33 protein-coding genes and 2 tRNA genes are annotated in these 25,000 nt (G+C 61.8%); 16 read left to right on the top strand and 19 right to left on the bottom strand.

Annotated features, from left to right (window positions below; all coding sequences use genetic code 11):
• The first annotated feature begins 667 nt into the window (after positions 1 to 667).
• Positions 668 to 1,351, top strand: a complete 684-nt coding sequence (locus tag JQ586_RS28540; RefSeq protein ID WP_212397953.1) for a hypothetical protein — start codon at positions 668 to 670, stop codon at positions 1,349 to 1,351.
• 733 nt (positions 1,352 to 2,084) lie between these two features.
• Positions 2,085 to 3,086, top strand: a complete 1,002-nt coding sequence (locus tag JQ586_RS28535; RefSeq protein ID WP_212397952.1) for a hypothetical protein — start codon at positions 2,085 to 2,087, stop codon at positions 3,084 to 3,086.
• A gap of 6 nt (positions 3,087 to 3,092) precedes the next feature.
• Here JQ586_RS28535 and JQ586_RS28530 read toward each other — a convergent pair whose 3' ends face one another.
• Positions 3,093 to 3,461 (bottom strand): recombinase family protein, encoded by a 369-nt coding sequence (locus JQ586_RS28530; protein WP_409411024.1) that lies wholly within the window; start codon positions 3,459 to 3,461, stop codon positions 3,093 to 3,095.
• Positions 3,462 to 4,156: 695 nt separating this feature from the next.
• Here JQ586_RS28530 and JQ586_RS28520 point away from each other — a divergent pair.
• Together JQ586_RS28520 and JQ586_RS28515 are read left to right on the top strand one after the other, a co-directional pair.
• Entirely contained in the window at positions 4,157 to 4,840 is a 684-nt protein-coding gene (locus JQ586_RS28520; protein ID WP_212397950.1) for an N-acetylmuramoyl-L-alanine amidase, read from the top strand.
• Between the two features lie 167 nt (positions 4,841 to 5,007).
• Entirely contained in the window at positions 5,008 to 5,991 is a 984-nt protein-coding gene (locus tag JQ586_RS28515; RefSeq protein WP_212397949.1) for an ABC transporter substrate-binding protein, read from the top strand.
• Positions 5,992 to 6,015: 24 nt separating this feature from the next.
• Here JQ586_RS28515 and JQ586_RS28510 read toward each other — a convergent pair whose 3' ends face one another.
• The 8 genes from JQ586_RS28510 to JQ586_RS28475 all read right to left on the bottom strand — a co-directional run bounded on the left by JQ586_RS28510 (position 6,016) and on the right by JQ586_RS28475 (position 10,421).
• Positions 6,016 to 6,222 (bottom strand): cold-shock protein, encoded by a 207-nt coding sequence (locus JQ586_RS28510; RefSeq protein WP_212397948.1) that lies wholly within the window; start codon positions 6,220 to 6,222, stop codon positions 6,016 to 6,018.
• 232 nt (positions 6,223 to 6,454) lie between these two features.
• On the bottom strand, positions 6,455 to 6,637 hold the full coding sequence (locus JQ586_RS28505) for a hypothetical protein (protein ID WP_212397947.1): 183 nt from the start codon (positions 6,635 to 6,637) through the stop codon (positions 6,455 to 6,457).
• 16 nt (positions 6,638 to 6,653) lie between these two features.
• Complete coding sequence (locus JQ586_RS28500) at positions 6,654 to 6,971, bottom strand: hypothetical protein (protein ID WP_212397946.1); 318 nt, start codon at positions 6,969 to 6,971, stop codon at positions 6,654 to 6,656.
• A 12-nt stretch (positions 6,972 to 6,983) separates the two neighbouring features.
• Positions 6,984 to 7,379: a hypothetical protein gene (locus tag JQ586_RS28495; RefSeq protein WP_212397945.1), complete on the bottom strand. Its 396-nt coding sequence runs from the start codon at positions 7,377 to 7,379 to the stop codon at positions 6,984 to 6,986.
• A 181-nt stretch (positions 7,380 to 7,560) separates the two neighbouring features.
• Positions 7,561 to 8,070 carry a hypothetical protein gene (locus tag JQ586_RS28490; protein ID WP_212397944.1) on the bottom strand — a complete coding sequence of 170 codons (510 nt, stop codon included), beginning with the start codon at positions 8,068 to 8,070 and terminating at the stop codon, positions 7,561 to 7,563.
• A gap of 13 nt (positions 8,071 to 8,083) precedes the next feature.
• Positions 8,084 to 9,607 (bottom strand): hypothetical protein, encoded by a 1,524-nt coding sequence (locus JQ586_RS28485; RefSeq protein ID WP_212397943.1) that lies wholly within the window; start codon positions 9,605 to 9,607, stop codon positions 8,084 to 8,086.
• Positions 9,604 to 9,978 carry a hypothetical protein gene (locus JQ586_RS28480; RefSeq protein WP_212397942.1) on the bottom strand — a complete coding sequence of 125 codons (375 nt, stop codon included), beginning with the start codon at positions 9,976 to 9,978 and terminating at the stop codon, positions 9,604 to 9,606. Before JQ586_RS28480 ends, JQ586_RS28485 begins: the two co-directional genes overlap by 4 nt.
• 38 nt (positions 9,979 to 10,016) lie before the next feature.
• Complete coding sequence (locus JQ586_RS28475) at positions 10,017 to 10,421, bottom strand: hypothetical protein (RefSeq protein ID WP_212397941.1); 405 nt, start codon at positions 10,419 to 10,421, stop codon at positions 10,017 to 10,019.
• Between the two features lie 375 nt (positions 10,422 to 10,796).
• Between JQ586_RS28475 and JQ586_RS28470 the strand changes: the two genes are divergently transcribed.
• Complete coding sequence (locus tag JQ586_RS28470) at positions 10,797 to 10,988, top strand: hypothetical protein (protein ID WP_212397940.1); 192 nt, start codon at positions 10,797 to 10,799, stop codon at positions 10,986 to 10,988.
• A gap of 51 nt (positions 10,989 to 11,039) precedes the next feature.
• Here the strand turns inward: JQ586_RS28470 and JQ586_RS28465 are convergent, their stop codons facing one another.
• From JQ586_RS28465 to JQ586_RS28450, 4 genes are all read right to left on the bottom strand, one after another.
• Positions 11,040 to 11,243, bottom strand: a complete 204-nt coding sequence (locus JQ586_RS28465) for a helix-turn-helix domain-containing protein (protein ID WP_249148254.1) — start codon at positions 11,241 to 11,243, stop codon at positions 11,040 to 11,042.
• Between the two features lie 5 nt (positions 11,244 to 11,248).
• Positions 11,249 to 11,932, bottom strand: coding sequence for a recombinase family protein (locus tag JQ586_RS28460; RefSeq protein WP_212397938.1), 684 nt, complete (start codon positions 11,930 to 11,932; stop codon positions 11,249 to 11,251).
• Between the two features lie 465 nt (positions 11,933 to 12,397).
• The gene (locus tag JQ586_RS28455) at positions 12,398 to 13,108 is read right to left on the bottom strand and encodes a hypothetical protein (protein WP_212397937.1); all 711 of its coding nucleotides are present in this window, start codon (positions 13,106 to 13,108) and stop codon (positions 12,398 to 12,400) included.
• On the bottom strand, positions 13,101 to 13,991 hold the full coding sequence (locus JQ586_RS28450; RefSeq protein WP_212397936.1) for a helix-turn-helix domain-containing protein: 891 nt from the start codon (positions 13,989 to 13,991) through the stop codon (positions 13,101 to 13,103). The genes JQ586_RS28455 and JQ586_RS28450 overlap by 8 nt, the downstream gene beginning before the upstream one ends.
• Before the next feature lie 368 nt (positions 13,992 to 14,359).
• On the opposite strand from JQ586_RS28450, the gene JQ586_RS28445 reads away from it, so the two are divergent.
• The gene (locus JQ586_RS28445) at positions 14,360 to 14,566 is read left to right on the top strand and encodes a hypothetical protein (protein ID WP_212397975.1); all 207 of its coding nucleotides are present in this window, start codon (positions 14,360 to 14,362) and stop codon (positions 14,564 to 14,566) included.
• On the opposite strand, the gene JQ586_RS28440 is transcribed toward JQ586_RS28445, so the two are convergent.
• Positions 14,542 to 15,840 (bottom strand): tyrosine-type recombinase/integrase, encoded by a 1,299-nt coding sequence (locus JQ586_RS28440; RefSeq protein WP_212397935.1) that lies wholly within the window; start codon positions 15,838 to 15,840, stop codon positions 14,542 to 14,544. The genes JQ586_RS28445 and JQ586_RS28440 overlap by 25 nt on opposite strands.
• A 122-nt stretch (positions 15,841 to 15,962) precedes the next feature.
• A tRNA-Glu gene (locus JQ586_RS28435) sits at positions 15,963 to 16,037 on the bottom strand.
• A gap of 315 nt (positions 16,038 to 16,352) precedes the next feature.
• On the opposite strand from JQ586_RS28435, the gene JQ586_RS28430 reads away from it, so the two are divergent.
• Positions 16,353 to 16,610 (top strand): PilZ domain-containing protein, encoded by a 258-nt coding sequence (locus tag JQ586_RS28430; RefSeq protein ID WP_212397934.1) that lies wholly within the window; start codon positions 16,353 to 16,355, stop codon positions 16,608 to 16,610.
• Positions 16,611 to 16,667: 57 nt separating this feature from the next.
• On the top strand, positions 16,668 to 16,913 hold the full coding sequence (locus JQ586_RS28425; RefSeq protein WP_212397933.1) for a hypothetical protein: 246 nt from the start codon (positions 16,668 to 16,670) through the stop codon (positions 16,911 to 16,913).
• A gap of 5 nt (positions 16,914 to 16,918) precedes the next feature.
• Here the strand turns inward: JQ586_RS28425 and JQ586_RS28420 are convergent, their stop codons facing one another.
• Positions 16,919 to 17,563, bottom strand: coding sequence for a glutathione S-transferase family protein (locus JQ586_RS28420; RefSeq protein WP_212397932.1), 645 nt, complete (start codon positions 17,561 to 17,563; stop codon positions 16,919 to 16,921).
• 395 nt (positions 17,564 to 17,958) lie between these two features.
• A complete protein-coding gene (locus JQ586_RS28415; RefSeq protein ID WP_212397931.1) occupies positions 17,959 to 18,411 on the bottom strand; it encodes a VOC family protein in 453 nt (150 codons plus the stop codon).
• A 184-nt stretch (positions 18,412 to 18,595) separates the two neighbouring features.
• On the opposite strand from JQ586_RS28415, the gene JQ586_RS28410 reads away from it, so the two are divergent.
• From JQ586_RS28410 to JQ586_RS28400, 3 genes are all read left to right on the top strand, one after another.
• A complete protein-coding gene (locus JQ586_RS28410; RefSeq protein WP_212397930.1) occupies positions 18,596 to 18,943 on the top strand; it encodes a GrlR family regulatory protein in 348 nt (115 codons plus the stop codon).
• A 251-nt stretch (positions 18,944 to 19,194) separates the two neighbouring features.
• Positions 19,195 to 19,380, top strand: a complete 186-nt coding sequence (locus JQ586_RS28405; RefSeq protein ID WP_249148253.1) for a hypothetical protein — start codon at positions 19,195 to 19,197, stop codon at positions 19,378 to 19,380.
• Between the two features lie 334 nt (positions 19,381 to 19,714).
• The gene (locus JQ586_RS28400; protein WP_212397928.1) at positions 19,715 to 20,005 is read left to right on the top strand and encodes a hypothetical protein; all 291 of its coding nucleotides are present in this window, start codon (positions 19,715 to 19,717) and stop codon (positions 20,003 to 20,005) included.
• Between the two features lie 66 nt (positions 20,006 to 20,071).
• On the opposite strand, the gene JQ586_RS28395 is transcribed toward JQ586_RS28400, so the two are convergent.
• Positions 20,072 to 20,239 carry a hypothetical protein gene (locus JQ586_RS28395; RefSeq protein ID WP_212397927.1) on the bottom strand — a complete coding sequence of 56 codons (168 nt, stop codon included), beginning with the start codon at positions 20,237 to 20,239 and terminating at the stop codon, positions 20,072 to 20,074.
• Positions 20,240 to 20,461: 222 nt separating this feature from the next.
• Here JQ586_RS28395 and JQ586_RS28390 point away from each other — a divergent pair, with 222 nt between their 5' ends.
• From JQ586_RS28390 to JQ586_RS28370, 5 genes are all read left to right on the top strand, one after another.
• Positions 20,462 to 21,223, top strand: coding sequence for a Sir2 family NAD-dependent protein deacetylase (locus JQ586_RS28390; protein ID WP_212397926.1), 762 nt, complete (start codon positions 20,462 to 20,464; stop codon positions 21,221 to 21,223).
• A 201-nt stretch (positions 21,224 to 21,424) separates the two neighbouring features.
• On the top strand, positions 21,425 to 22,090 hold the full coding sequence (locus JQ586_RS28385) for a cold-shock protein (protein WP_212397925.1): 666 nt from the start codon (positions 21,425 to 21,427) through the stop codon (positions 22,088 to 22,090).
• Positions 22,091 to 22,226: 136 nt separating this feature from the next.
• The gene (locus JQ586_RS28380; RefSeq protein ID WP_212397973.1) at positions 22,227 to 22,706 is read left to right on the top strand and encodes a DUF192 domain-containing protein; all 480 of its coding nucleotides are present in this window, start codon (positions 22,227 to 22,229) and stop codon (positions 22,704 to 22,706) included.
• Between the two features lie 129 nt (positions 22,707 to 22,835).
• Positions 22,836 to 22,912: transfer RNA gene (locus JQ586_RS28375), tRNA-Pro, on the top strand.
• Positions 22,913 to 23,277: 365 nt separating this feature from the next.
• Complete coding sequence (locus JQ586_RS28370; RefSeq protein WP_212397924.1) at positions 23,278 to 24,054, top strand: cyclase family protein; 777 nt, start codon at positions 23,278 to 23,280, stop codon at positions 24,052 to 24,054.
• Here the strand turns inward: JQ586_RS28370 and JQ586_RS28365 are convergent.
• Positions 23,975 to 24,952: a LysR family transcriptional regulator gene (locus tag JQ586_RS28365; protein ID WP_212397923.1), complete on the bottom strand. Its 978-nt coding sequence runs from the start codon at positions 24,950 to 24,952 to the stop codon at positions 23,975 to 23,977. The two genes, JQ586_RS28370 and JQ586_RS28365, sit on opposite strands and share 80 nt — an antisense overlap.
• Positions 24,953 to 25,000: the final 48 nt, after the last annotated feature.

Raw genomic sequence — 25,000 nt, 5'->3', positions numbered from 1 at the left:
CGATCGCGCGGGGCGGGAAGCCGCCAGCGGTAGCTCGACTTTAGCTCCGAGTACGATCTGGTAGCTCGATTGCCCGCGAAGGCGATTTAGACGACCGCTTGGGTCGGTCCTTCCCGCTGACTAAGCGAACGACGCTTTTGCATTTCGGGCAATACAACAGCACTGCCTCAGATTCAGAGGTTAGCGGCTCAGCGCCGACCGCAGCCCAGGCTTACATGGACCTTACGCCTAGCGATATCTTCGTGCGCGCTTGGCTTTCTTCACCTGATCGAAAGCGTCAGATCGGCGTGAGGATCACGCGGCGTCAAGCTTCTCTGGTGCGGTTGAATCTGGCCCTTCGAGAGGCTCAACAATTATATCGCCAAAGATTGAATGCGACGCCGGTCGCCGTAGCCTGTTCAGCCTTTGGTGCCGTAACATGTCCCTCCTGAACAGCGAGCCGTACAGGTGGTACGCAAGGAGGAGCAGGCCGATTACAATGCTGCCGCTGAGGTAGGATAGGTCCATGTCCGAACCGTGCCTTGCGGACCTCGGTTCTGCAAATCACTCACAAGTGTGGATTTTCGCGAGCAACTTGGCGATTGCGGATTAGACCGTAAGTCGGAACAGCTGGCATTGACCCCGGCGGGGTGATTAATAATCGAGCATTTGACGATCAGGTGACGCTTTGACCGCAATAATCTGTTTAGCGAAGAGCGACGGAATCGTCATCTACACAGATGGTGCCTCGCTCGACGCCCGAAATGGTGCGTATCTTAACCCGTGCCGAAAGGCTCAAATTTTTGTTCACCAGCCCATGATCATGGCTGCTCGCGGACCGATGCTGGCAACCAGTCTTCTGGAATTCGCGTGCGACAAATATACAACCTTTGATGCCGCCGTCGACGCCATGCCGAAGTGTGCCTATTCAGCTGTCAGTCAAGCCCATGGGGCTACAAAGGCGGAGATCGGGCTCGAGGTTTTCTTTGGAGGTTGGTCCGCACGGTCTCGATCTTGGGAAGCCTATCGAACGTGGCTGCTCGGCGACACTCTCGACAAGTTGGATGAGGGCTCTCTTGAACTGACTAGAATTCCATTTCTCCGCTTTGCTCCCGATCCCGGTCCGGAGGCGCTGGAGCAACTCGGCGTAATTACCAATGGCGCTCTCCACCTCAGGAGCGATGCGGAGATCGTAAATTTGATGGAAGGCTTGCGAGCGACAAAGTTTTATCTAGGCAGCCATGATGGGGGCACGAAAGGCTGCGTCGTCGGCGCCTTCGTGCAGAAGACCTCCCTGACCGCCAATGGGGCAAAGGCGGAGATCATACATCGATGGCCGGATGTGATCGGCAAGCCGCTCGGTGTCCCCTAACCCCTGCGAACGACGAGACGCTCTCCCTGGGACCACTGGATTCATGGGACCCGGGACGCTCATCGGTAACTGCTTAAGCTACCCTTAATGGCTAAGCGGGGGCGCGCCGCTTATTTGACATCCATTGGGCACGGATCTCGGGACGTCACTTTAGCGATTGACCTGATTGGCGCTCCCTAGCGGAATGAAACCACAACCTACGTTCCGATTATCGGTTAGATTCCAGTAGCTTACATTTTCATGTCTGTGTCATGTATCGGCGTCATGTATCTACGCACAAGGCCCGCCGGGCGGGGCGGGCCTGTCGCTGATGACGGTGGTGTAGCTGCTTCTAGGCGGCGACGCGCTCGGCCGGTCTACTCCTGCGCCGAGCCGCCTTGATGCGTCTAACAGTCCGTGCCGCTCGGATACGCTTGCGATCGAGTATGAGCATGCACCGGGTCAGAGTGTCGCCGCTAAAATCCTCCAGCTGGCGGTGCGCACCTTGCCGTCGAGGGCGCGCTTGGTGCTCGGCCGGCGTGGCGATGATCAACGCCGCCAACTGCCCAGCCTCGTTGGGTCTCCACTGTCCGGGGTAACAACGGACCTTGAGCAGGCCTTTTTATTGTGAACCTTCAGCCGCCAAAAATGGACGAACCAATGTGCTGGGGGATTTTAATGGGCCCCAGCAAATAAACCCATTACTCCGGGCTTGGCGGCGTTATTCTTCCGAGGAGATATCGAGGAGCCAACGATGATAATTCGCCAGGAAGATTTAGGGCGCCTGTATGCAGCAATGGACACAGTCCCGGAGATGCGGGGAGCCGGAGTAGTCTACTTAGATGGCATGTCAACCAATATGTTGCGGGCATCCGGGCACGTAACCGGACTCGACACGTATTTGGTAATTCAAGAAATAGACCTCGCACCTTGTGAAGTGATGGCGCCCCCCAAGCCCTACAAGCAGACAAACGCCGATATGGTGGCCAGCGAGCTGATTGGCGCCGGGCTTAATTGCGGTGCAATGGTGCTTCTGGGGATTGCCAGCGCGGGGACAGCAGTCTGCACTGTGGGAACTGCGGGTGGATGCGCTCCGCTCTTGGGCCTCACAGCGCTTGGTGTGGCCGCCACCGGTGCGCAATGCGGCATTTCCATTGGCCGTGTCATAATTGCCGTGGCAGACCCCAAGTCAATCGGGTTGACCAACCTCGATTCGCAGACATGGTACCAGGGCGTGTCCATTGGCCTAGAGGTAGCTTCATTCGCAGGTACACTTGGGAGCGCAGCTGGATCGGCTAATAGGTGGAGGGCGCTAAAAGATGCGAGGTCTGGCGAGCAAATTCAATTTCTTATGAATGCGTCTAGCGGTGAAAAAGCAGTTTATGGGGCGGATATCGCCACTTACATGCGCATTGCGGCGCAAGATGCCCGCAATGCTATTACATTGCGGTGGATGAGAAGCGGCAGGGCTGCCGCGATCTTCACTGATGCTACCCGCTCGCTCAAAGTAAACCAGCTACAGGCTTTCATGGACATCGTGTCAAATATAATGGGCGTTTATAGTAATGTGCGCTCAGACGCAGTTGCTCCGGCGATCGGTCCGATGCTGCAACGCGGCCTGCAAATGGTGCTAATCCAGAATCAAGACGCCGCTCCTCGTCATCCTGATCCCCCGGGTTATCTTTACTACGCGTCCCTCGATGTCGATCCCGTTCCCGGTACTGATTATTCCAACCCCTTCAATCTGCCGTTTTAGCCATTCCTAGAGTCCTCGACGTCGCCGGCCAACTACATCGAGAAACGCCTTCGTCCACGACGTCGGCCGCGTCGCGATCGACCTCGCCACCGAGATCCGCATGCGATGGCCCACTTTCGAATCGAGGCGTTCGCTCTCGGGGATCGTCGCCCCCTTTCCGTAGCGATCAGCAATGACCCTCTTCTGACCGACATCCAGCGCCGAGGGGCGGCCGAACTGCTTCCCCTGCCGCTCGGCTCGGGCGATGCCTTCCTCGCAGCGCTTGCGGATCAGGCCCCGTTCGAACTCGGCGATGCCGCCCATGATGGTAAGCATGAGGCGGCCAACATCGGTCGTGGTGTCGCACCATGCCTCGCCAAGCGATAGGAACGCCACAGAGAGGCCCCCCAGTTCGTCGATGATGTTTGTGGAGGTCGCGGCTAGAACGCGCCAGGCGGTCCAGCTTGGTCACCACTACGGCATCGCCGGGCAGCAGAAGCCTTCATCAGCTTGCCAAAACTCGGGCCGGTCATCGCGCGACTTGCCAGATTGCTTCTCAAAGAAGATGCGCTCGCAGCCGGAGCCTTCAGCGCCTCGACCAAGTTTTCCATTTACGTTTTGGAAAGTCGCTCACCAAGGCATCGGTCTCGCGACGAATACGGCGTCGCCATGAACCTGCGGCCGGGAACGTGCGACCACGGATCATCACTGGGATTTTTCCCAGGCCTTTGGGCCAGGAGGCCGACGACCATGCCTGAATCACGCTTGCCAGACTGGCTGACAACCGACTTGGTGGTCATTGTGGTCATGCTGGCGATCCTCGGCGCCGGCGTTTGGATCGCACCCTGACGATGCGGCCCGACCGGGGCCTTGCAGGTGTACGGAGTTGCTGGCTAGGATTTTTTTCCGCGAGGAGGCGAGGCGGTGGATCCCGGGCGAGATTTTTTCCGCGATTGGAGATGGGTGTGTCCTGTCGATCGCCGCCGAGACTGGAAATCACCTGTGGGCCGAGCGCTTCGATGGCAGGAGAGCTTGTTCGTGATAAGCTTCCATAGATTTGCGAACCTATCTACGTAAGTAGGGGGGCTGCGATGGCTGTCATGTACGGGGTGAATTATCTCAACCGACCCGGCAAAGGCGCATTCATCAGTCCAAGCCCGGTCGGCTGCATTCTCCATCGCCCTGAAAACCCGCGCTTTGCTCAGTCAGCGGCAAACTTTCAGACCGCCACACACTACCCCCACTTCCTAGTGGGAAAAGATGGTGAGATTGTTCAGGTAAGCGACACTGGCCAGAAAACGACACATGTAGGAAACGCAAACGCGTATTACATCGGCATCGAGATAAGCAGCATTGCGGCGCGCCCCGGGTATGAGCATCGGCAAGACCCCAACACTACCCGCGATCCTTTAACGCTGGCCCAGGCTGAGTCACTTCGACGAGTGGTGGACTGGGTCTCGTCGACACACTCTATTCCTAAGATAGGACCCCCGTCTCTAAGCGAAATGACCAACGTCAGTGGCATCTGGCACGGGTTCTGCAGTCACGCGGACGTTTCACTCGTGATAGCTTCGCCTGGAGATCACGAAGAGGGCCTCACAGATCCAGAGTTTTTGACGCTAGGGATATTCCCTTCCAGCACCCGGCACGCGGAAAGCAGTATGACGGAGTTGTTGCGGAAGCTGGATCGCCAAGAGCTAAGCCCGGCGGATCGAGCGAAGGCCGACGCTCTCGACAAGTTTTTGTCTAAGCTCGGGAAGAAAATTTCACCCTAATTAGACGGCGGAGACCACGCACACCCTGCCCGTTAATATTTTCCGACGGACGGCGCAGGACCAAAACCTGACGGGCGCCAGCTGGAGGCCCTCAAGGCCGCTTTCGCGCCGCAGGCCCCAAAAATATGGTATGTTTCTGCTGGCCGGGCTCCGCGCGGAGAGCACGCATGAGGCGACGGACATTCATCGCACTGCTCGGCGGCGCTGCGGCCGCGTGGCCGATTGTGGGGCGCGCACAGCGGTCGGCGTTGCCGGTTATTGGGGTATTGGGGTTCGGAACAAAGATCCAAGACCGCTTTCATGCGTTCGCAACAGGCTTGGAAAAAGCCGGATATATCGATCGTCAGAACGTGGTCATTGATTATCGCGGCGGTACGACACCTGGCCAATGGCGTGAAATTCTGAGCGATTTTGATCGTCAGAAGGTAACAGTGATAGTGGCTTCTAATGGCGGTCCGGCGGTGCAGGCAAGGCACGCCACAACCACAATTCCCGTCGTTTTCGTCAACATCGGACTGGATCCAGTGAAGTTGGGCCTCGTCGAGAGCCTGAACCGACCCGGCGGGAACGTTACTGGAGTGGCGTTCTTCGGCACCGAGCTTGCGGCAAAAAGGCTCGATCTGCTGTGCCAAGCCGTTCCATCGGCAACGACGGTCGCATATTTGAGTGGTGGCCGGTGGTTCTGGTCATTCGAAGAGGAGAAGAAGCGCCTGACGGCGGCAGCGGATGCACTCAGGCGGCAGCTCATTGTCATTGAATATCGTACTGATGCCCAGCTTGAGGCCGCTCTTGCGACATTCGCGGAGAACGCTGCTGGCGCACTGATGCTTGGCTCAGAGCCGACCTTTTTCGACCCGGCCTTTGCCGAAAAGATAGTGACACTGACCGAACGATATAAAATTCCAGCTATCTATACTAGCCGCCAGTTTGCATTACGAGGCGGTCTGATGAGCTACGGCGACGACTACGCGGATAACCTCATCGCAGCGGCCGATTTGGTCGGCAAAATTCTCGCTGGCATCAAGCCAGCGGACCTGCCGGTCAGAATGTCCACGAAGTTCGATTTCGTCGTAAATCTAAAAACCGCCAAACAACTAGGTCTTGAGATCCCGCAAAGTCTGCTTGCCTTTGCCAACGACGTAATCGGGTAGCCAGGATCTTATATAAATCGATGGTCACGACAGCACCTGCACGTCGCGGGCGCGCGGCTTGCCGGACCGCGTGCCCTCGATGATGTTGTAGGCCACCCTCATGCCTGCGACCGGCGTGATGCCGCTCGGCATCATGGTAATGTGACAGAACACATAGTCGCCGCCGGCATCAGGCTTGATGAGACCGAACCCGCGGTTGGTGATCCAGTCCGCGATTATTCCATGTTCCATTGTCTTTTTCCTGCAAAGCAATTGGTGCGCGCACGACGACAACCTTGTCCGCAACGATGGCGCGCTGCGCGAGGCCGGCGGAGGTTGTCTTTCTTACTCGACGCGTGCGCGCGCCGAGGCGGAGAATGGCCCCGCGCAAGAGGAGGGTGCCCGCACATATCGCTCTTACTTCCGGAGTCGACATGCGGGGCCGGCTCGACCTGCAGGCGGTCAAGCCGAAGCCTCAGTGTTTTCACGAGGTCTGAACCACCGACCAGCCGGCGCCCAGCAACACGCCAATGAACTTGGCGGGGATTTCAAACTGGGTGACCTTCGTGACGGGGTCGACAATCATCTTGCCGACACTCCCGTCAGGCAGATGAACCAAAGTAGGGAATTGGCCCGGTGGCGGCAGCATCACAACTGTTACAGACATTGTTTCACTCCTTGCTTCAGACCACGGCGCCCGTGGCGGGGTCGCGCCACGTGCTGCCGTCAAACGTCACGGTCTTGTTGAGCGTGGTGTCGACATGCATCCACCCAATCCGGATGTTGACTGGGCGAGCCGACGTCGGGCCGGACGAATCGCCGACGATGAAGAAGCCGGCCCCGCCATTGTGCTGACCTGCCAACATCGCAGCTTCGTCGACGCCGGCGACATCAAGGGTGCCGCTCACAGGGATCGAGTACTGCTTGCCGTTTGGCCAGTTGGCGGGCGGATTGATGCCGGTCGCCGGCAGGTTGTTCGTGTTGAGCAATCTGATAGTCATGGTGTGTTCTCCTCATAGAGCCGCGTATCTCTCGCGGATTTTGATCTCGCGAATGGTCGCGCCAACAGCGGGGTGCCGGTGAGCTATCGATGCGATCAGGATGCCGATCAGCTCCTTCTGCTTTACCTGCTCCTCGGCGCTGGTGGCCGCCGCGAAGGCCGCAGAGGCGTTGACGATCGCGCCGCGGAGATCGCGGTCGATCTCGGTGAGCTTGATCGGAACGGCGTGTAAGGTGAGCAGGTCCTGCGCTGTCAGGTGCTCGACCATGAGGCGGCCGAACTCGCCGACCGTCACCTCGCCGAACACGATGCGAGTGCGGTGCTCATCAACGTTGAGCCCGACGGCGTGAGCATGGCGTTTTGCGCAGTCGCGCGCTGCTTCGTGGTTGGGGATATCGCGGTAGATCATGGCATGAACCTCCTGGTGTACTTGACGCGAGTCCAACCCTCAGCCTCGAGCTCGACGGCGTCAGCTTCGGCTGCAACGATGACCGTTGTGGCGTGCTCGCTGAACCGTGGCCGCACCGTGTGACCGGAAGACAGGGTGATCCTCCGGAATACGGCGGCGTCGTCGGGTGCGATAAGGGTGATCATCTCGGCCCCATCGCTACTTCGTTGGATCGTGGCGCGACAGGAAGACGCTGGACCAGATGTGAATTGGCGGCTGTCCACTCATGAGCGCCGAGGCCTGCGGTGTTCACACGGCCGGAGATGACCGCCAGCCAACAGTTCCAAGGTGCCCGGATCATCCACCGGCCATCGGCGTGTTGCCTGCGATAATAGAACCGGCCCGCGTTACCGCTGGTGCCGTCCTGCATGCATCCGATGTCACAACCTGCCGGAATGAAGATGTCGACCAATCTAGCCTCCTCGGCGGGGTCGATCTTCGGAGTCTGCTTCGCGGCCTCAAGATCGAGGCGGCGCTGCATCAGCGTAGCGCGGGCGATGATGTCTGCGTCGGTCTCCGGTGAGGCCGGCAAGCGCATCAGTTCTGCGTCTACCTCGGCCTTGGACATCCGGGCGACTCTGGCTTCGATCTCCGCGCGGGCATCCTCGGCCTGTTCGATGCGAGCACGGTTGATGGTGTTGTAGGTGTCCATTTTGCGTTCTCCTTTAGAAGCGCCAGCCCCAATCGGGCGCCGGTGCTCGCACGTCGTCGTAGTCGGTGTTGGGAAGGCGATCCGGATCGAGGCCAGCCTTGATGCACTCGCGGCGCATGTACTCCAGCCAACCCCAGGCCGCGCCCTGCGGCGCCAGAGCCGCGCCGACAAGCGCGATCGCGGCGGCGTTGATGACGTCGTCATGGCCTCCGCTCGGATGGTCTACGGAGTCTTTGCCGGATCTGGTGGTGCGCCGCTCCAATCCGCAGAGTTGCGCGGTGAGCCGCTTATGATCCAACAACTCGATCCGGCCCGGCGTGTTCAACGCCGGCAGCAAGGTCAGATAGAGATCGGAGCGTGACTTGCCGGCAAGCTGGTAATCGATGCCATGGGCTCGGAAGCGCTCCTTCGGCCACTCGCCACCGTAGTTGTCTCCAAGCACTGTTGTCGTGCCGTAGCGGCGGCAGATTTCAGCGATCTCGCGGCACACCAGATCCGGCGAGAAGGGCGGCTTCCACTCGCGCACCAGATCCAAAATCCCGCGCTCGCCATCAGCATGCGCGATTGCCAGTGTCATGCTGTCGCTGGAGCCACCGGACGGGTCGACGCCTGCGGTGTACTGGATGCCGGGCGAGGGCGGCAGCTCAATCCGACCCGCTACAACGGCACGGTCGACCGTCGCCGGATCGATGAATGAAACCAAGTCGTCGCGCCACAGCGCGAACCACTCGGCCTGTGCCCGGGCGGGATCTTCTTGCAGTTGCCGATCACGATCGCGAGTGTCGAGCGACGGGTTGAGAACGTGACTCGCCGCTTGGATCACCACCACGTCGTCGGTGTCGCGCCCGAAATATCGGCGCCACTGATTGAACAGTAGGCCGTCCCGCCGGTGTGGCGTCGATATGCCGATCAGCTGGGCCTGCGGTATCGTCGCCATCGATGGCAAAATCGCGGCGTGCAATTCGGAGTCAGAGGTGGCTCCATCGCCTGATTGGAAGTGTGCACATTCGTCCAGTACGGCCAGGAGGATCGGTCGACCGCGCAGCGCAGCGGGACGCGCACCGGACATCACGATGACATCGACCTGATTGCACAGCTCGATGATGTTGTCGCTCTCCGCTAGTCTCGTGACCATGGCGGAGAACGGCTTGATCCGCTCAAAGAAGGCGCGGCAATAGTTCCAAATGATCCGTCCTTGATCCTTGTCTACCGCGACGCAAACTACGACAGCACGTTCACCTGGTCGCAGTATTCCGCGTGGATTGAAGCTCGCGGCTGTGTGGGCTGCTACGCCGGAAGTGTACGAGTCTTTCCCAGCTCGCCGCCCGCCCAAAACGTAGATCTCGCGGGGCCTGCGTTTCGGTGGCTCGCGACCACCGGCAACGGACTTGAAGAAGGCCACATCCGCAGGCGACATCGGCAAGCCGTTGGTCGCCTTGGCGATGGACTTCCACCCGTTCCAGCTCGCGCCGTCAAACCATGTCCTGAACAGACCGGGGTGCTCCATGCTGGCGACGATGTTGGGGATCTCGATCATGACGCTTCAGCCGTGCGCTTCAGGTAATCGGCCATCGATTCCGGCTGGGACTTCGCCGCTACTGGCGGCTCCGGACGAAGGCCCGTGCTTTTGATGGCGATCGCGATCTCGTGCCGGATCTCCATTGCCTTCGTCCACCGGCCGCGCGCTTCAAGGCGCCGGGCCTCTGTTACCAAGCTGGCCAGCTGTTCGATGGCCACCCCGTCGATCGCCGTTGCCGGGCGGCCGAGATCAGCCGCCAACCGCTGCGCCAGCTCCTCGCGCTGCTTCGCGATCTCAGCAGGCACTTCCTTCGCCCGGCGCGAACCTTCAAGGCCGCCGGCTCGCTTGCGCTCGGCACCGGTCAATAGGGTTTCGTCGTCGGTCGCCATGGGCGGGCCTCCGGTCGTTTAGGTTGATGCGTGTTGTGCTAGGTGGCGCTCTGGAACAGCTGCGCTGCGATCTCGGCCGCGACCATGCGGACCTCGATCAAGACATCAGGGTGAAGCCGCAGGCGGCCGGCTTCCACGTGTAGTTCTAGCCGGCCAGTGGCGAGCCGCAGGCGCTCGATCAGTACGCCGTCGACATGCTGGCGCCGCTCCAGCGCCCGCCTGATCAACTCCTGCGCGTACCTGATCGCGGCCACGGTGGCGTCGTCGTGATCTCGCCTGCCGTCCGTTGCTCGAAACCATCGGCCCAGATCGAGGCTGGCGCGCTGGGCCTGCAGATCGCCAGCGGTGGCCCGGCGCAGTGCAACGGTGTCACGCCTGTTGCGCTTGCGAGCGGCGCGGTCGTGCGACCGTGCACTGAGCGCGGTGGGATGACGCGATGACATGGTGACTGTTCTCACTGAGCGCGCCACTGAGCGAAATACAGCTCTAGCGCCGGCCGCAACGCCCATCGGCGCGGCTATTTGTGAAGGGCGATACAAGGGCTTTCAAAGAAGAATATAAGCGCAGAGGAACATAATCCCAAGTTATATTTTGCTAATAAACCGAAATGGTGTAGGGTTCCGGCCCTCTAGGATTTGCGGGGGAGGTCGGTGGGAGGCCTGACGAGGCTCCGGTCTCTCCGGCACGGCCAGGATCGGCCAGCGCATGGGCGGGCTCGGCGCGGGGCGGGCGGGGCGGTTGATCGAGGGGGAGGGGCTCTAGCTCCGCAGCTGTTGGTGCCGTTAGTGTTGACCGGGTCTTCGAGGGGGATTCACCAAATGCTACTCATCATTGCATGGGTCGTCGCGATTGCTATCGCCGTGGGGCTTTGGCTGGTGGGGCGGCCACTAGCGCGCGACAGCGACGGCATACCGCGGCTCGTGATGATGTGCCTTTTCGGAATCGTTATCGGGTGGCTCATCTGGACCTTCTTCACCGGCCCAGCGGGACACCGGCTGTTCGGCTACTGAAATCGACAAGGCCCTCGCTCAAGGCGCGGCCCGTCGAGATCGAGGGCGAGATCAATCACCCCACTTTGCGAGCGAGGCCTCTGCAGCGGCAGGATCGCGCCGAATGCGATAAACGCAAGGCTTGGAGAGACCGGTCGCCAAGGCGATCTCGACAACGGTGGCGTCCTCGTCGAGCATTTTCCGCACTAACTCCAGCTGAGCACGGGTGTAGCCCGGTCGCCGGCCGGGATAGCGCAGAGCGCGTGGCGACTTCATGATGACTATTCCCATGACAGCCGCGCCAGCACACGCGCGACCTGCACTGCAGTCCACGCGCCGTTGCCGCGCGATGTCGGAATACCCTGCGCATTGAGTCCAGCCGCGATGTCCCGCAGGCTCGTTTTCCCGGCCGCCTGCAGCTCTGCAATGACGGGACCAATATCAGAGGCCCGGTTACTGGCCGCGCGCTGGCGGGCCTCCGCAGACAGCGCACGGTGCTTTGCTGTTGGCACCTTGCCACGGAAACCGCCAAGCGTGACGCCGCGCCGCTTTGCTGCGGCCAGTGCCTTTCTGGTTCTATCTGATATGCGCTCGGCCTCGTCTTCGGCAACCATGGCCATGATGCCGACCGTCAGCTTGTTCGCGTTCGGCATGTCGGCACAAACGAAGTCGACGCCGCTATCCCGCAGATTCAACAGAAACGCCGCGTTGCGGCTCAATCGATCCAGCTTGGCAATCACCAACTTGGCGCCGTGCAGGCGGCACATGGCAAGCGCCTTGCCCAAAGCCGTCCGATCGGACCGCTTGCCGCTCTCGATCTCGGTGAACTCGCCGACGATCGACCAATCGCCGCCGTTGAGGAACTCGGTGACGGCATGCTTTTGCGCCTCAAGGCCAAGGCCGGATTTGCCTTGGCGTACAGTAGATACGCGGTAGTAGCAGACGAACTTGCCGGTGTTTGTCATGGCGACCATGCCTGTTACGGTTATCTCAATGTCGGTTGAGCTACACGTAACACCGTCCGTGCTTGTATTCAAGGGTATCCCTCGGCAGTGCCGCCAGCCTTCTGCAAGCGCGACGACTACCCTCGACCACTTTCCTTGTCACCGCTCTTAGCGCGAGAACCAGCCGATGGGGTGACCGGCACAGTATGTTGTCTCAGCATCTCGCGCGCGCGGTTTTTGTGTATCGTAGGTTGCATCAGCAAAAGGGGTGACCGGCACGCTTCGATGACGGTCGAAGTAAAATATTCAGGGGCGAGGGGGTGTGTGGTCGCGGATTTCCCCACCACCTCCCCCCTGAGCCGTTGCCACCTGGGCGCCCCTCAGCCTATCGTGTTCGCGGGTTGTCATCCTGGCCCCCACCTCGGGCAACCCGCCTCACGGCGGCCCCAGCACCGAACCACCACCTCGTGCTGGGGCCGCTTTTCCTCAGAACGGCACATCAGCGTCGTCGGCGACGTCCGGTATGTCGCCGTTGGTGGCGGTGATGAGCTGGCCGAGCCGCTTGTGCGCGTGCCCGTAGTCGGCGATGCGATGCCGTACCCGACACAGCTCTGCGCGGAACTTCGTGCACTTCTCCAGCACCAAGTGGATTGGCGGCGGCCTGCCGTAGGTCTCCGCATGGTTGCGCCAGAGCCAGTCGATCGCCGCGGCAATGGCTGGCGCCGGGATGTGGTCGATGCAGTCGGCTGTCCTCCGGTGCCTTTCCTCTTCACCCGGCGCGACGTGCTCCAGCGTCCATGCAAGGGCCTCCGCATAGGTCGCTGATGCTTCCTCGGCCTTGATGCCGAGCCCGTCGAGCAGCATGCCGGCCAGCATCTTGCGCTCGCGGTAGGTCGGCAACGTCTTGATGGCGTGGTCGACGACCTTGTGCGCGGCGATGATCTCGGGCATGTCCGGCATGGCTCCCTGCAACGCATAGGCTTGACAGTTCAACTCCCACCTCTTGGCCTTGTCGGTGGTGGTGCGCAGCACGGTCAGCTCGCCGTTGCTGTCGACCCACGTCAGTTTCCGTTCTGGCGTGTCGTTGATGAGATCGAGCCGGGGCCAGCCCTCGATGATCCTGTACGGCGCCAAGGCGGTGGTCATGACCTTGGCGACGCTGAGCCCGGTCTCGGTGCGGGTCGCGATCTCAGTCATCGTCGCCTCCCATCATCGCGCGCTGCATGTTCGAGGGGCGGCGCCATGATGGAGGCGGCCTGTTAGGCGGCGGCGCGTTTGGGTTGCCAGCCTGATCGATGACGGCGCCGTTCTGCTGGGCGCGCTCGCGGTCGAACTTGATGCCGGTGGCGACCCAGGTGCGCCAAGCCGCTCGCCAGTCCGAGAAGATGCTGCCCTTGGCGAGGTGATGGTTCTGGAAGCGGTCGAACTCCTCGAAGGCCCGGCCTTGGCTCCAGCCTGCCTTGGCGGCGGCGTGGTCTGCTAGGTCGTCTTCGAGGTGGAAGCCATCAGGCCATGGAGTCGATGGTCGACGACGCGCCGTCACCTTGCGAACATTCCCCTTCGTCGGGGGTGTTTTCCCCTCAAAGGGTTCTTCTAAGGGTTCATTAAGAGGGTTAGGCGGAAGTTTTCTTCCGGTCACTTTGACACGATTTTTCCGGTCACTCTGCACAATCTTGCCGGTCATGACCGGCAGATTATTGCCGGTCACTTCCTCTGTGTGAGCGGAAGTTTTCTTCCGGTCACTGTCGCTGTTTTTGAGTGCGAGGTGGTAGAGGTTGGTCTCCTCTCGACCGCGCCGCTTTGCGAGGAGGTGCCCGCGCTCGACCATTGCCGAGAGTGCAGTCCGCACCGTCCGTTCGTGTAGGCCGAGTTCGTCGGCCAAGGTCTGCTGTGACGGCCACGCCCAGCCACCATGCTCCCTGTTGAAGTATCCGGTGAGCGCGATCGCAACGCGCGGTGCAGCTGCCGGCAGAACAGGGTCGAGTGCGACCTGTCGCAACCACGCGAATTGATCCGCGGTGCTGCGTTTGGCCTCGCCGGCTGCTTGACTGTTAGGAGACGGATTCTTAGATACTGACATGTCTGCAGCGCTCCTGACGCTGTTGATGCCGGTGATCAGACGGAGGCGAAGCCGTCTCTCACAAACCTTCCTCAACTACTGCTAAAGCCCTTGCGCTTGCCCAGCGCTGGGGCTTTTTCAGTTCTGGGTGAGGGTGTGATTCACCTAGCGGTTTCCCTTAAAGGCCGCGCCGTCGTCACGACGGTGCACCGATCATTTAAGTACGAAACACTTTTTCGCTACGTTCCGCAGCGCGCGAGCATGTCGCGAGTCGTTCTCGGAGTCGTGAGACTCGTGGTGCTTGCTGTCGCCGATGTGGCGCGGGAATCTCTCAGTGTAGCGCGCATGAAGCCGCTGGTTACGGCGCGCGCGCCTGACAGAGAACACCTTTGCCTAATCCAGTCACCATCGAACGGCTCGAAGCCGCGCTCGACCTCGTCTCCGAGGTGATGGTGCTGCACGATCGGTCGCAGTTCGAGCCCTATGTCGAGCGGCTGGAGCGCGAGATCGCGGCCTTGCGGTCGAAGGACGATGTGATGGCGCGAGCTCGCCGCCGGCTCCAAGAGCGCGATCAGAAGGCGATCGCCTGCAGGTAGCGTTGCTTCAGCTGCAGGCCGTAGCCATCGCCGTATCGGGGCTTGCCGTTGGCGTGACCCATCACCTCGTCAATCAACTCCTCGGGCGCCTCTGCGGCCTTCAGTCGGTCCTTGAAGCTATGCCGGAGCGAATAGACCGAGTGCTTCGGTGTCGGCAGCAACTTCCTCGCCTTCATGTGCTTCATCAACGTGGCGCTGAGGGTAGAGCCCTTGTCGTGATAGCGCGGGAAGCCGGCGCGGTGCCGCTTCATCGCCTCCAAGGCCCGGCCAACGAGCGGAATGTCGCGCTCGCTGTGCTCGGTCTTCAACAACCTGCCCTCGGCCGCAATGCGGATGTGGGGAACGTCGGCGTCCAGCACGATGCGGTTTTTGGTGAGGTTGACGATCTCGCTCGGCCTGCAGCCGGTCTCCATCACGACATAGACCACGTCGCGGGCTTCCTCGTTGAGGTCGGCGAGGGCGCCCGGCGCGAGAATGACGTTCCGGATGTGGTCGGTGGTGAAGGGCGCGCGCTTGCCATCGCGGCCGCCGTCGAGCCTGCAGCCGGCGAAGACGTTGTCAAGGCCGAGCTTCAAGCGCTTGTCGACCGCCCTGATCATGCCGCCGACGTGGCTGATTGATTTGTTCGCCGAGCTCGCGCTGATGCCTTCGGAGATCGTGCGCGCCTCCCAGTAATCCGCATAGGCCAGCGCGTCGGCGCGTGTGAGGTCCTGCAGCACCTTGTCTCCGCGCTGCTCGATCAGGATTTCGACCGCGCGCCGCTTTGCTGAGGTCCATTTCCTGACTTGATCAGCCGACATTTTCGAGAGCGGCGTCTTCTGCGTCAGCTCGTATTCGCCGAACAAGTCGGACAGCTTGATCTTGGGCTTCTCGACAGCGCCGAGCACGGCGTCGACGGTGACCACGTCGGTCTTGCGTCCGCCGGCCTGCAGCACCTCGATGCGGGCCAGGAGCGCGCTGATCTGCTGCAGGGCGGCCTCGGTCGGCGTCAGGTAGTCGAGGCCATGCGACCGGGCCAGGGTGACAGCATCCTGATAGCGTTGCTTGGCTGGCGTGCCCGCGGCGAGGCCGCGCCACCGAGCCTCTTGCTGTTCATTGAGCCGGGCCGCCGCGCGAGCCGCCTTCGCGCCCTTGGGGTCGTCGGCGACACGTATTTTCGTCGACAGGATTACGAATTTGCTCTTGCCGGCGAGGCCTGCATAGGCCTTCGGAACCCGGCGGTGGTACTGCCAGAAACCGTTCCGCCGCACCAAATAGTCAGGCGCTGCCGTCATGGCGCTTCATCCCGTCCATGTATCTACGTCGTGTACCGACGTTTACACTGGAGCGAGAGCCGCAGAATGTCAATGAAGAGGCGTAAATGCTTGATTTTAGGGGGTTTTTAGGCGCGCAAGTCTGGCGCTCCCTAGCGGAATCGAACCGCTCTCTCCACCGTGAAAGGGTGGCGTCCTAACCGATAGACGAAGGGAGCAAAACTCCCGGCAAATCAATACGTTGAGCGTCAGACGCGCCGGACTCGCCGCCGGTCAACGGCCGCGACGGGCGAACGTATAGTGGCGATTGCCCGGGCGGGCAAGCACTCAAACGGGCCTTTTCCCGGTCGCGAGCCCCCATTGATCCTGGCCGGGCGACCGTAGCAATCCGGTACGATTTCTCAATCCTTTGTAAAGCAGCCGGCAGTAGGGCTGGCGCTTGGGCCGGGGCGAATCTTGAGGCTGTTTCCGGTTGCCGCTCTTGCAACTGTCCGTCCAACTTGTTCGTGCAACTGTTTCTTGGGATTGATGCGATGGCTCTCGGATCCAAAAAGCGCGAATCGCGCAAGTCGTTGCGCCAGGCCGGCTGGATCACGCTCGATGGCGGCTTTGCCGCCCGGGCCTGTGTGGTCGAGGACATCTCGTCATCGGGCGCCAAGATCACGGTCGAAGACAACAACACGCTGCCGGCGAGGCTGCGGCTGGCTTTCTCACGCGATGCCCGCACCGGCCGGGCCTGCGAGGTGGTGTGGCGTCGCGGCAAGACATTCGGCGTCAAGTTTGTGCGCTAGCTCCTCGATCGGCATCGGTGCTCTGGCTTCGTCCGTCCTCGCGCGATAAAAGGCCGGATGCGGAAAACATCCCTCGTCGTCATCGCTGTTCTGCTTCCGGTGGCCGCGCTCGCGCAGCAGGGCGGTCGCCTCAATCTCCAGACGCCATCGGATGCCGGGAAATCGCTGCCGTCGAAAGCCACCACTCGGAGCAATCCCTGCGCGTCGCTCGGGCCAGGCTTCGTGAAGGTCGAGGGCACCGACACCTGCGTCAAGCTCGGCGGCGCGATCAGCGTTGGCGCCGGAATGTCCTCCGGCCGCTGAGTGCGCTACGACATCGGAGGCGCGACGAAGCTGATAAAGCCGGGCCGCTCCGCCACCTCGTCGAACCAGCGTTGCAGATTGGGCAGTGTCGGCTTGCTGACGCCCTCGACACCGAGCCAGCGTCGCGCAAAGGCGCCGATCGCGATGTCGGCAATCGTGAACTGATCGCCCTCGATGAAGCGTCGGCTTGCGAGCTGGGCCTCGACGACGCGCCACACGACACCTTCGGCATCGACATCCTTCTGGATCTGAATCATGTCGCGCTTCTCCGGTGCCGTGCGAACCAGCGCCCAGAACACCGGACGGTCGACCGGCTGCAACGTCGACAGCGTCCAGTCGAGCCAGCGGTCGACCGCGGCGCGCGCCCTTGGCGATTGCGGATAGATCGGCGTGCCCTCACCGTAGGCCATGCAGAGATAGCGCATCACCGAATTGGATTCCCAGAGCACGTAGTCGCCATCGACCAGCGTCGGCACGCGGCCGTTCGGGTTCATCGCCAGATAGTCCGGCTGATCGTTCTTGCCGAACTGCATGCCGGCATCGATGCGCTGATAGGCGACGTCAAGCTCGGCGAGGCACCAAAGCACCTTCTGCACGTTGACCGAGTTGGCCCGGCCCCAGATCGTCAGTTGCTGCTTGCCGCCGGTCACACGTTTCTCCCGCCGTTTTGTGTTGGCGTGTTCTTAGCGGAGTCCCGCGTGAAATGCGCGGGATGAATTGTTCCGAGGGCAAGAAAATAGCGGCCCTGCCGCGTGGCGACAGGGCCTCATGCGCGCAGCAGCGCTTACGCGCGACGTGTCAGATCGAATTCAATGACCAAAGACCAACCACAGCAGGATGATCACCGGAATCGGCACACCCAGCAGCCAAAGCAGGATTCCCTTTCCCATCGCGTCGTCTCCTCGCATCGCTCATTTTCGAGGAGCCAACCCGAATGGCCGCAGCAGGTTCCTATTTCGGCGCGGCGGCTGTCGCGGGAAAGCGGCGCGTCCGCCTCACCATCGCAGGCGACAGGCAGACGTGCCGGAGCAATCCGTAGGGGACCCTACCAGTGGCCGGTGTTCGGCATCGATGTCCACGGCTCCGCCGGAGCCTTCGGCTCGCCCTTCTGCAGCAGCTCGATCGAGTGCAGGTCGGGCGAGCGCACGAACGCCATGTTGCCGTCGCGTGGCGGGCGATTGATCGTGACGCCCATCTTCATCAGCTTCGCGCAGGTCGCGTAGATGTCGTCGACCTCGTAGGCGAGGTGGCCGAAATAGCGGTCCTCGCCGTATTTCTCCTCGTCCCAATTGTAGGTGAGTTCGACCAGCGGCGCGCCGCGGGTCTGCGGCAGGCTCTTGAGCAAATGGAGATCCTCGGGCGCGCAGAGAAACACCAGGGTAAAGCGGCCCTTGTCGTTGTCGATCCGGCGCACTTCCTGCAACCCGAGCGCATCCTGGTAGAACTTGATTGCGGCATCGAGGTTGCGGACGCGCAGCATGGTGTGGAGATAGCGCATGGTTGTTGGCTCCCTGGCGTTTTCTGGGGACGATTGGGCCTGATGGTTCGGGCCCTCAATACCAGCAAATGCTTGACGGGGGCAGGGCGCCACCGCCTGGCCCGCTTCACAATCCGGTACGGTCCCCGCTCGCGTGCGATACCGGTTCGGGCCATACTGGACCCAGAGGGAGCGGGCGCGATCGATGAAGAATGGGCTCTATTCGATCCACATCCATATGACCGACGGCGTCAAGGGGCGCGACAGCGGCGTCCTGATCCTGCGCGACGGTCTCCTGATCGGCGGCGGGCCTTACTTCTGGTCGATCGGCGAATACACGGCGGGCGCCGGCACTTGGAAGGGGCATCTCAGCACCAACCAGCACACGCCGTTCGCGGACCCCTTGGTCAGGCCGCTGTTCGGCGGGCACGAGGTGACCAGCGGCTTTTCCGGGACGTTCCAGGGCGACGAGGCGGAGGCCTTCGGGACCGTGCTGGTGGGTACCCGGAGCATGAGCTTTCGCGCCACCCTCAAGCGAATGGCCGACGCATAAATTGCCACTGTGCAGCGTGTGCCTGTGGATTTGTGCGCAGCAAGATCGTGGATCTGCTCGACAAATCGGATTGGCCAGACTGTGGATTTGCTGCGGATAAGCGGGGGAAAAGGTGTGGAGGCCGGCCGCCCGCTGCAGCGATAACCCTACCTGGTTAGGTTAAGGGCAACATCGCGTTGTCCCCACCTGCGGTTGCGCTAGGAATGGCTGCATCGGGATGACAGCCATATGGCTGCATCGGGATGACAGCCATGATGCCCACGTTTCACAGTGCGGATCGACCGACCCACCGGCGCGTGATGGTGGTGGGGCTGCTGTTTTGCGCGGCGTTTGTCGTGATGAGCTTCTGGCTCCGGCCACAGCCGGATGACGGGCGTGCGCTGGTGAAGGCCGACAGGTTGGTGCGCATCGCAGGTCAGCTGCAAAAGGCCAACTGAATAGCTGCCGCCGGGCGCTCAGTCGGGCAGCTTCTCGTCCGGGCGTTTGTGATACATCGCGATGCCGATGAAGCCGACAAAGCCCAGCACGTTGAGCAGAAGTTCCATCCACGCTGGCATGACGCCAACCTCTTTCCGGGCGATTGTAACCCTGAGGTTGTCAATTCGTTCCGTCGTTGACCGATGGTGGACCCCGCGCAATCGCATGGCTAAGGAACCCGCGTCACGTTGATGCCTCGTCGGTGCGGCGAGGCGCCAATCGTGATCAGGGGAACCCGGCAACCATCCCGGCGCACCCGCGTTGGTCCGGCAGGCCTATGTGAGGAGGTTGCACATGAAAAAGGCATTGGCAGTTCTGGCGACGGTCACGGCGGTTGGCGCGATCACGTTGAGCGCGCCTGCACCTGCGCAGGCGCGCGGTATTGGCCCGGGCCTCGCCTTCGGTCTGGCCGCGGGCGCGATCACGGCAGGCGTCGTGGGCGCCTACGGTCCGCATTACTATTACGGGCCGGGCTACTATCCCGGTTATTACTATGGCCCGCGCTACTACGGCTATTATGGACCGGGCCCGTACGCCTACTATGGCGGTCCGTATTATCACCACCGCTATTGGCGGCACTGGTAACGATCAGGACCCGGAGCCGACCGCTCCGGGTCTTTCATTTGCGCCGGTGCCCATCGGGATCAATCTTCAGCGCGTCTGGATTGCCGCTCGATATCCACTCCAGGCATTGCCGAGGGTGTTGGCATAGTATTCGTGCCGCTCGCGCTCGAATTTCTCCTGCGTGGCCCTGAAGCTGGCGACGCGTGCCGCGATCTCTTCGCGCTCGCGCGCGAGGCGGTGTTCGTTCTCTGCCATTGCCCATCACGTTCCTGGTGGCGCCCCCGACCGGCATAGACGTCGGCGATTTGGGCGCGAGTGCGGAGCCGGCGTTGCTGCAATGTGATCAACCGAAGGCAGGTCGCGAAAGCAGCCCTTTGGCGCGCGTCGATCGCGCATGCAGGACCGGCTGTGCTATAAGGCTGGTCGCGGCGGACGGAATCATCTCCAGGGATTGCAAGAGACGTGATTGCAAGGGCCATGATTGCAAGGGACCTGCGCAGCGGCGTCGAGCAACTCGGCAACATGATCGCCGAGGCGTCGTCGATCGTCCCCTTTACCGGTGCCGGCATCTCGACCGAGTGCGGAATTCCCGACTTCCGTTCGCCCGGTGGGATCTGGACCCGTAACCGGCCAATCCCGTTCGACGAATTCGTCGCCAGCCAGGACGCGCGCGACGAGTCATGGCGTCGTCGCTTCGCGATGGAACCGACCTTCGCTGCGGCGAGGCCCGGCCGCGGACATCGCGCGCTTGCCTCGCTTTATCGCGCCGGCAAGGTTCCGGGCATCGTCACCCAGAACATCGACAATTTGCATCAGATATCGGGCTTCGAGGCCGATGATGTCATCGAGCTGCACGGCAATACGACCTATGCCCGCTGCATCGGCTGTGCGAAGCGATACGATCTTTCGTGGGTGAAGCAGCACTTCGACGCAGGCGGCGGCGCGCCCGATTGCGCCGACTGCGGTGATCCGATCAAGACCGCGACGATCTCGTTCGGGCAGGCGATGCCGGAAGATGCGATGCAGCGCGCAACGGAACTCGCGCAGCATTGTGATCTCTTTCTGGCGATCGGATCTTCGCTCGTGGTGTGGCCGGCTGCGGGATTTCCGATGATGGCGAAGAACTGCGGCGCACGGCTCGTGATCATCAACAACGAGCCGACCGATCAGGACGATATTGCCGATCTCGTGATCCGGCATGACATCGGCGAGACGCTCGGTCCTTTCGTCGGCAACTGATGCCTGCTTGATTCGCTCCTTCGCAAGCCTGTTCATAGTTCCCGACGGATTCGCTTTTTTAGCTATGCGCCACAGGCGGGAGTGTTATCTTTTGATTCGAGAGATTCGCGCAGCGTTCTTCTGAGTCGGTCATGGATGGCAGCGTGTTCAGGCTGCGCCGCAACAGCGGCCAGCTGCAATTGATGTGTGGGGTCCGGGGTCATGGGGTCGGACGGATTTGAGTCCAAGAAGCTCGGCGGACCGCCGGCGGGCGGTTCGGGACAGGGCAGAATTGGGCAAGGCGAATATTCAAGCGGCGCGTCGCGCGATCCGGCGATCGATGCGTTCTCGGGCCTCGGCGATGCCGCGGCCAACCTCGTTGAAATCTCCGGCGTCATCAAATGGTTCGACGCCTCCAAGGGCTACGGCTTCATCGTTCCCGACAATGGCTGGCCGGATGTTCTGCTGCACGTGACGGTGTTGCGGCGCGACGGCTACCAGACTGCCTACGAAGGCGCGCGGCTCGTCGTCGAATGCGTGCAGCGCGCGAAGGGTTATCAGGCCTTCCGCATCGTCTCGATGGACGAGTCGACCGCGATCCATCCGGCGCAGATGCTGCCGCCGCGGACCCATGTCACGGTCACCCCCACCAGCGGCCTCGAGCGCGCGCAGGTCAAGTGGTTCAACCGGCTGCGCGGCTTCGGCTTCCTGACCTGCGGGGAAGGCACGCCCGACATCTTCGTCCACATGGAGACGCTGCGCCGCTTCGGCATGACCGAGCTCCGCCCCGGCCAGTTTGTGCTGGTGCGCTTCGGGCCCGGCTCCAAGGGCATGATGGCCGCCGAGATCCATCCCGAGAGCGGCCCGTCGGCGCTGTCGTCGCACTGATCTCGCCATCCTGACGTAAACGTGAGCCGCCGGGTGAGCCCGACGGCTCTGGCATTTGCCGCAATCGTCAGGTTACGGTCCGCCGGAAAATGTCCCTGGCGTTTCCTTGACGTATCCCTGGCGTGAGTATCTCACCATGAATTTCGATCGCTTCGTCAGCCGGCCTCGCTCATGGCTGGTGGCCTCGCTCGTGGTCCTGTTCGGCGTGCTGGCCGGTCCCGGCGCGCAGGCTGCGACCTTCCAGCCGCTCGAAATCGTCACCAAGTCCGGCGTGCACGTCTTCTCGGTCGAGATGGCGACCACCGAGGAGGAGAAGGAAACCGGCCTGATGTACCGCAAGGAACTGGCGGACAGCAAAGGCATGCTGTTCGACTTCTCCCCGGAGCAGGAGGTGTCGATGTGGATGAAGAACACCTACCTCTCGCTCGACATGATTTTCATCCGCGCCGACGGCCGCATTCTCAGGATCGCCGAGAACACCGAACCGATGTCGACCAGGATCATCCCGTCGCGCGGCCTCGCCAGGGGCGTTCTCGAGGTGGTTGCCGGGACCGCTCAGAAATACGGCATCCGACCCGGCGACCGGGTAGCGCACCCGCTGTTTGGCAGCCACTGATCTTCTTGTTTGACGCGGTATCTTGATGCGAACCGGCATCCACTTCTTTTGAAAACGCGATGAAGCGCCCCAATCGGCGCCTTGCTGGCGCCGGCTTATGCGTGTATCGACAGGGCTTCTCGGAAAAGCCGGGGTATAGCGCAGCCTGGTAGCGCGGCAGTTTTGGGTACTGCAGGTCGTTGGTTCGAATCCAGCTGCCCCGACCAAATCACCGACACGTCAGTGGATCGTTCTATGCCCTGACCGGTGCACAACGGCTTTACTGCCCGGCAACCCCGGCGCCGGCGCTGTCTTGAACCAGAGATTGTATCGGAGAACGCATCAGCGCCACCCGGACGGAATATGTTCGTCCGGACGGCGCCGCGCTAATTGCTGGGCCCTTAAATCCCCAGTGGTGATAGGTCGTGCCAGCAGCTGAAAAGGTTCAAGCAGGGGGCTTTTTTTCGCCGCCTGCCGGGGTCCGCGATGCGCCGGAGCCGGCCGGCGGCATCGAGGGGATGTGGCTTGCCGATGTGTGAAGCGGGCTGGCAGGGTAGCGCCGCCATGCAAGAACAATCAGCGAGGAGACATCATGGTGCGCAAACTGATCGACATCTCCGTTCCCCTGCAGAATGACGTGCCGGCCGATCCGCCCGGTAATCATCCGACAATCCAGTATATCGACCATCAGCAGGGGCTGCCGCGGATGCTGCAGTTCTTCGAGGGATTGAAGGCCGAGGATCTGCCCGATGGCCAGGGCTGGGCGGTCGAGCAGGTGTCGCTCTCGACCCATAACGGCACCCATCTCGATGCGCCCTGGCATTTCCATCCGACCATGAACCGCGGCGAACGGTCCTGGACCATCGACGAGGTCCCGTTGGAATGGTGCCTTCAGCCGGGCGTGAAACTCGACTTCCGCCATCTGCCGGATGGTTATGTGGCGACGGCGAAGGACGTGGAGGCCGAGCTGAAGCGCATCGGCCACACGCTGTCGCCGCTCGAGATCGTCGTCGTCAATACCAGCGCCGGCGCCAAGTATGGCAGGCCCGACTACGTCACCTCGGGATGCGGCATGGGTTACGAGGCGACGATGTATCTGCTCGAGCGCGGGGTGCGCCTGACCGGTATCGACGGCTGGAGCTGGGACGCACCTTTCGTCTACACCGCGAGGAAATATGCGGAGACCAGGGACGCGAGCCTGATCTGGGAGGGCCACAAGGCCGGGCGGCACATCGGCTACTGCCATATCGAAAAGCTGCACAATCTGGAGCAGCTGCCGTCGACCGGCTTCATGGTGTCCTGCTTCCCCGTGAAGATCGAGCGCGCGTCGGCGGGGTGGACGAGGGCGGTCGCGATCCTCGATGGCTGAAGCGCGATACGGCCAGGATCTTGCCCTCGCGAACGAGATCCTTGCACACGTCCTTTAGCGCTGCGACCGCTTCCCGTGTTGCCCGGCTCACGGGACGTCCGCGCGGCAACGCCAAAACGCGGTCGGCGCTCGCCCAGGGCAACAGCGCCGCCGACAGCGAACCGGCCGCGACCTCTTCATGAATGCCGGAAAACGGCAGCAGCCCGTAGCCGAGTCCGGATGCCACGATCCGCTTCAACGGGACGCTGCTGTCGACGCGCAACGAAAAAGGCACTGTCGACGGGAACGGGTTGCGGCTGAGTGGCGCGATGGCGCACGGCAGGTTGTCGAACTCCTTCCGGGTCATCTTGCCCCGCTTGAGCAGGGGGTCGCGCGGCGGGCCGATCAGAAATACCTGCTCGACGACCAGCATCTCGTAGTCGAGATGGTCGTTAGGCTGCGGCGTGGTGACGATTGCGAGGTCGAGTTCACCGCGGAGCAGGCGGTCGCTCATTCCTTCGGTCAGTCCCTCGCTCAGTTCGAGCCGCACCCGGGGAAATTTCTTCATGAACAACTGGGCGAACGGTGCATAAAGCAGGTCGGCCAGGCTCGATGGCGCACCGAGCCGAACCGTGCCGCTGGGCTCGCGATTTTCCGTCCGGACCTCGGCCTTGATATCGTCGATGGTGCCAAGCAGCCAGCGTCCACGCGCCAGCAGCACCTTGCCTGACTCGGTAACCGTTACACCGCGCGCCCCGCGTTCAACCAGCTTGCCGCCGAGTTCGTGCTCGAGCTCCTTGACGTGGCGGCTGAGCGCAGACTGGGCGACGTTGAGTGTGCTCGCTGCGGCCGCGAACCCGCCGCGTTCGGCAACCGCAACGAAGTAGCGAAGCTGTCGCAGGTCCATGCCGGCCTCCATCTCAAATCGAGATGGCAACCATATTAAACTTATTCTTGTGAGATACAA

Source organism: Bradyrhizobium jicamae (assembly GCF_018130215.1).
Classification (GTDB): domain Bacteria; phylum Pseudomonadota; class Alphaproteobacteria; order Rhizobiales; family Xanthobacteraceae; genus Bradyrhizobium; species Bradyrhizobium jicamae_A.
Note: the sequence above shows the minus strand (reverse complement) of the source record. Positions and strands in the feature narration are given on the sequence as shown.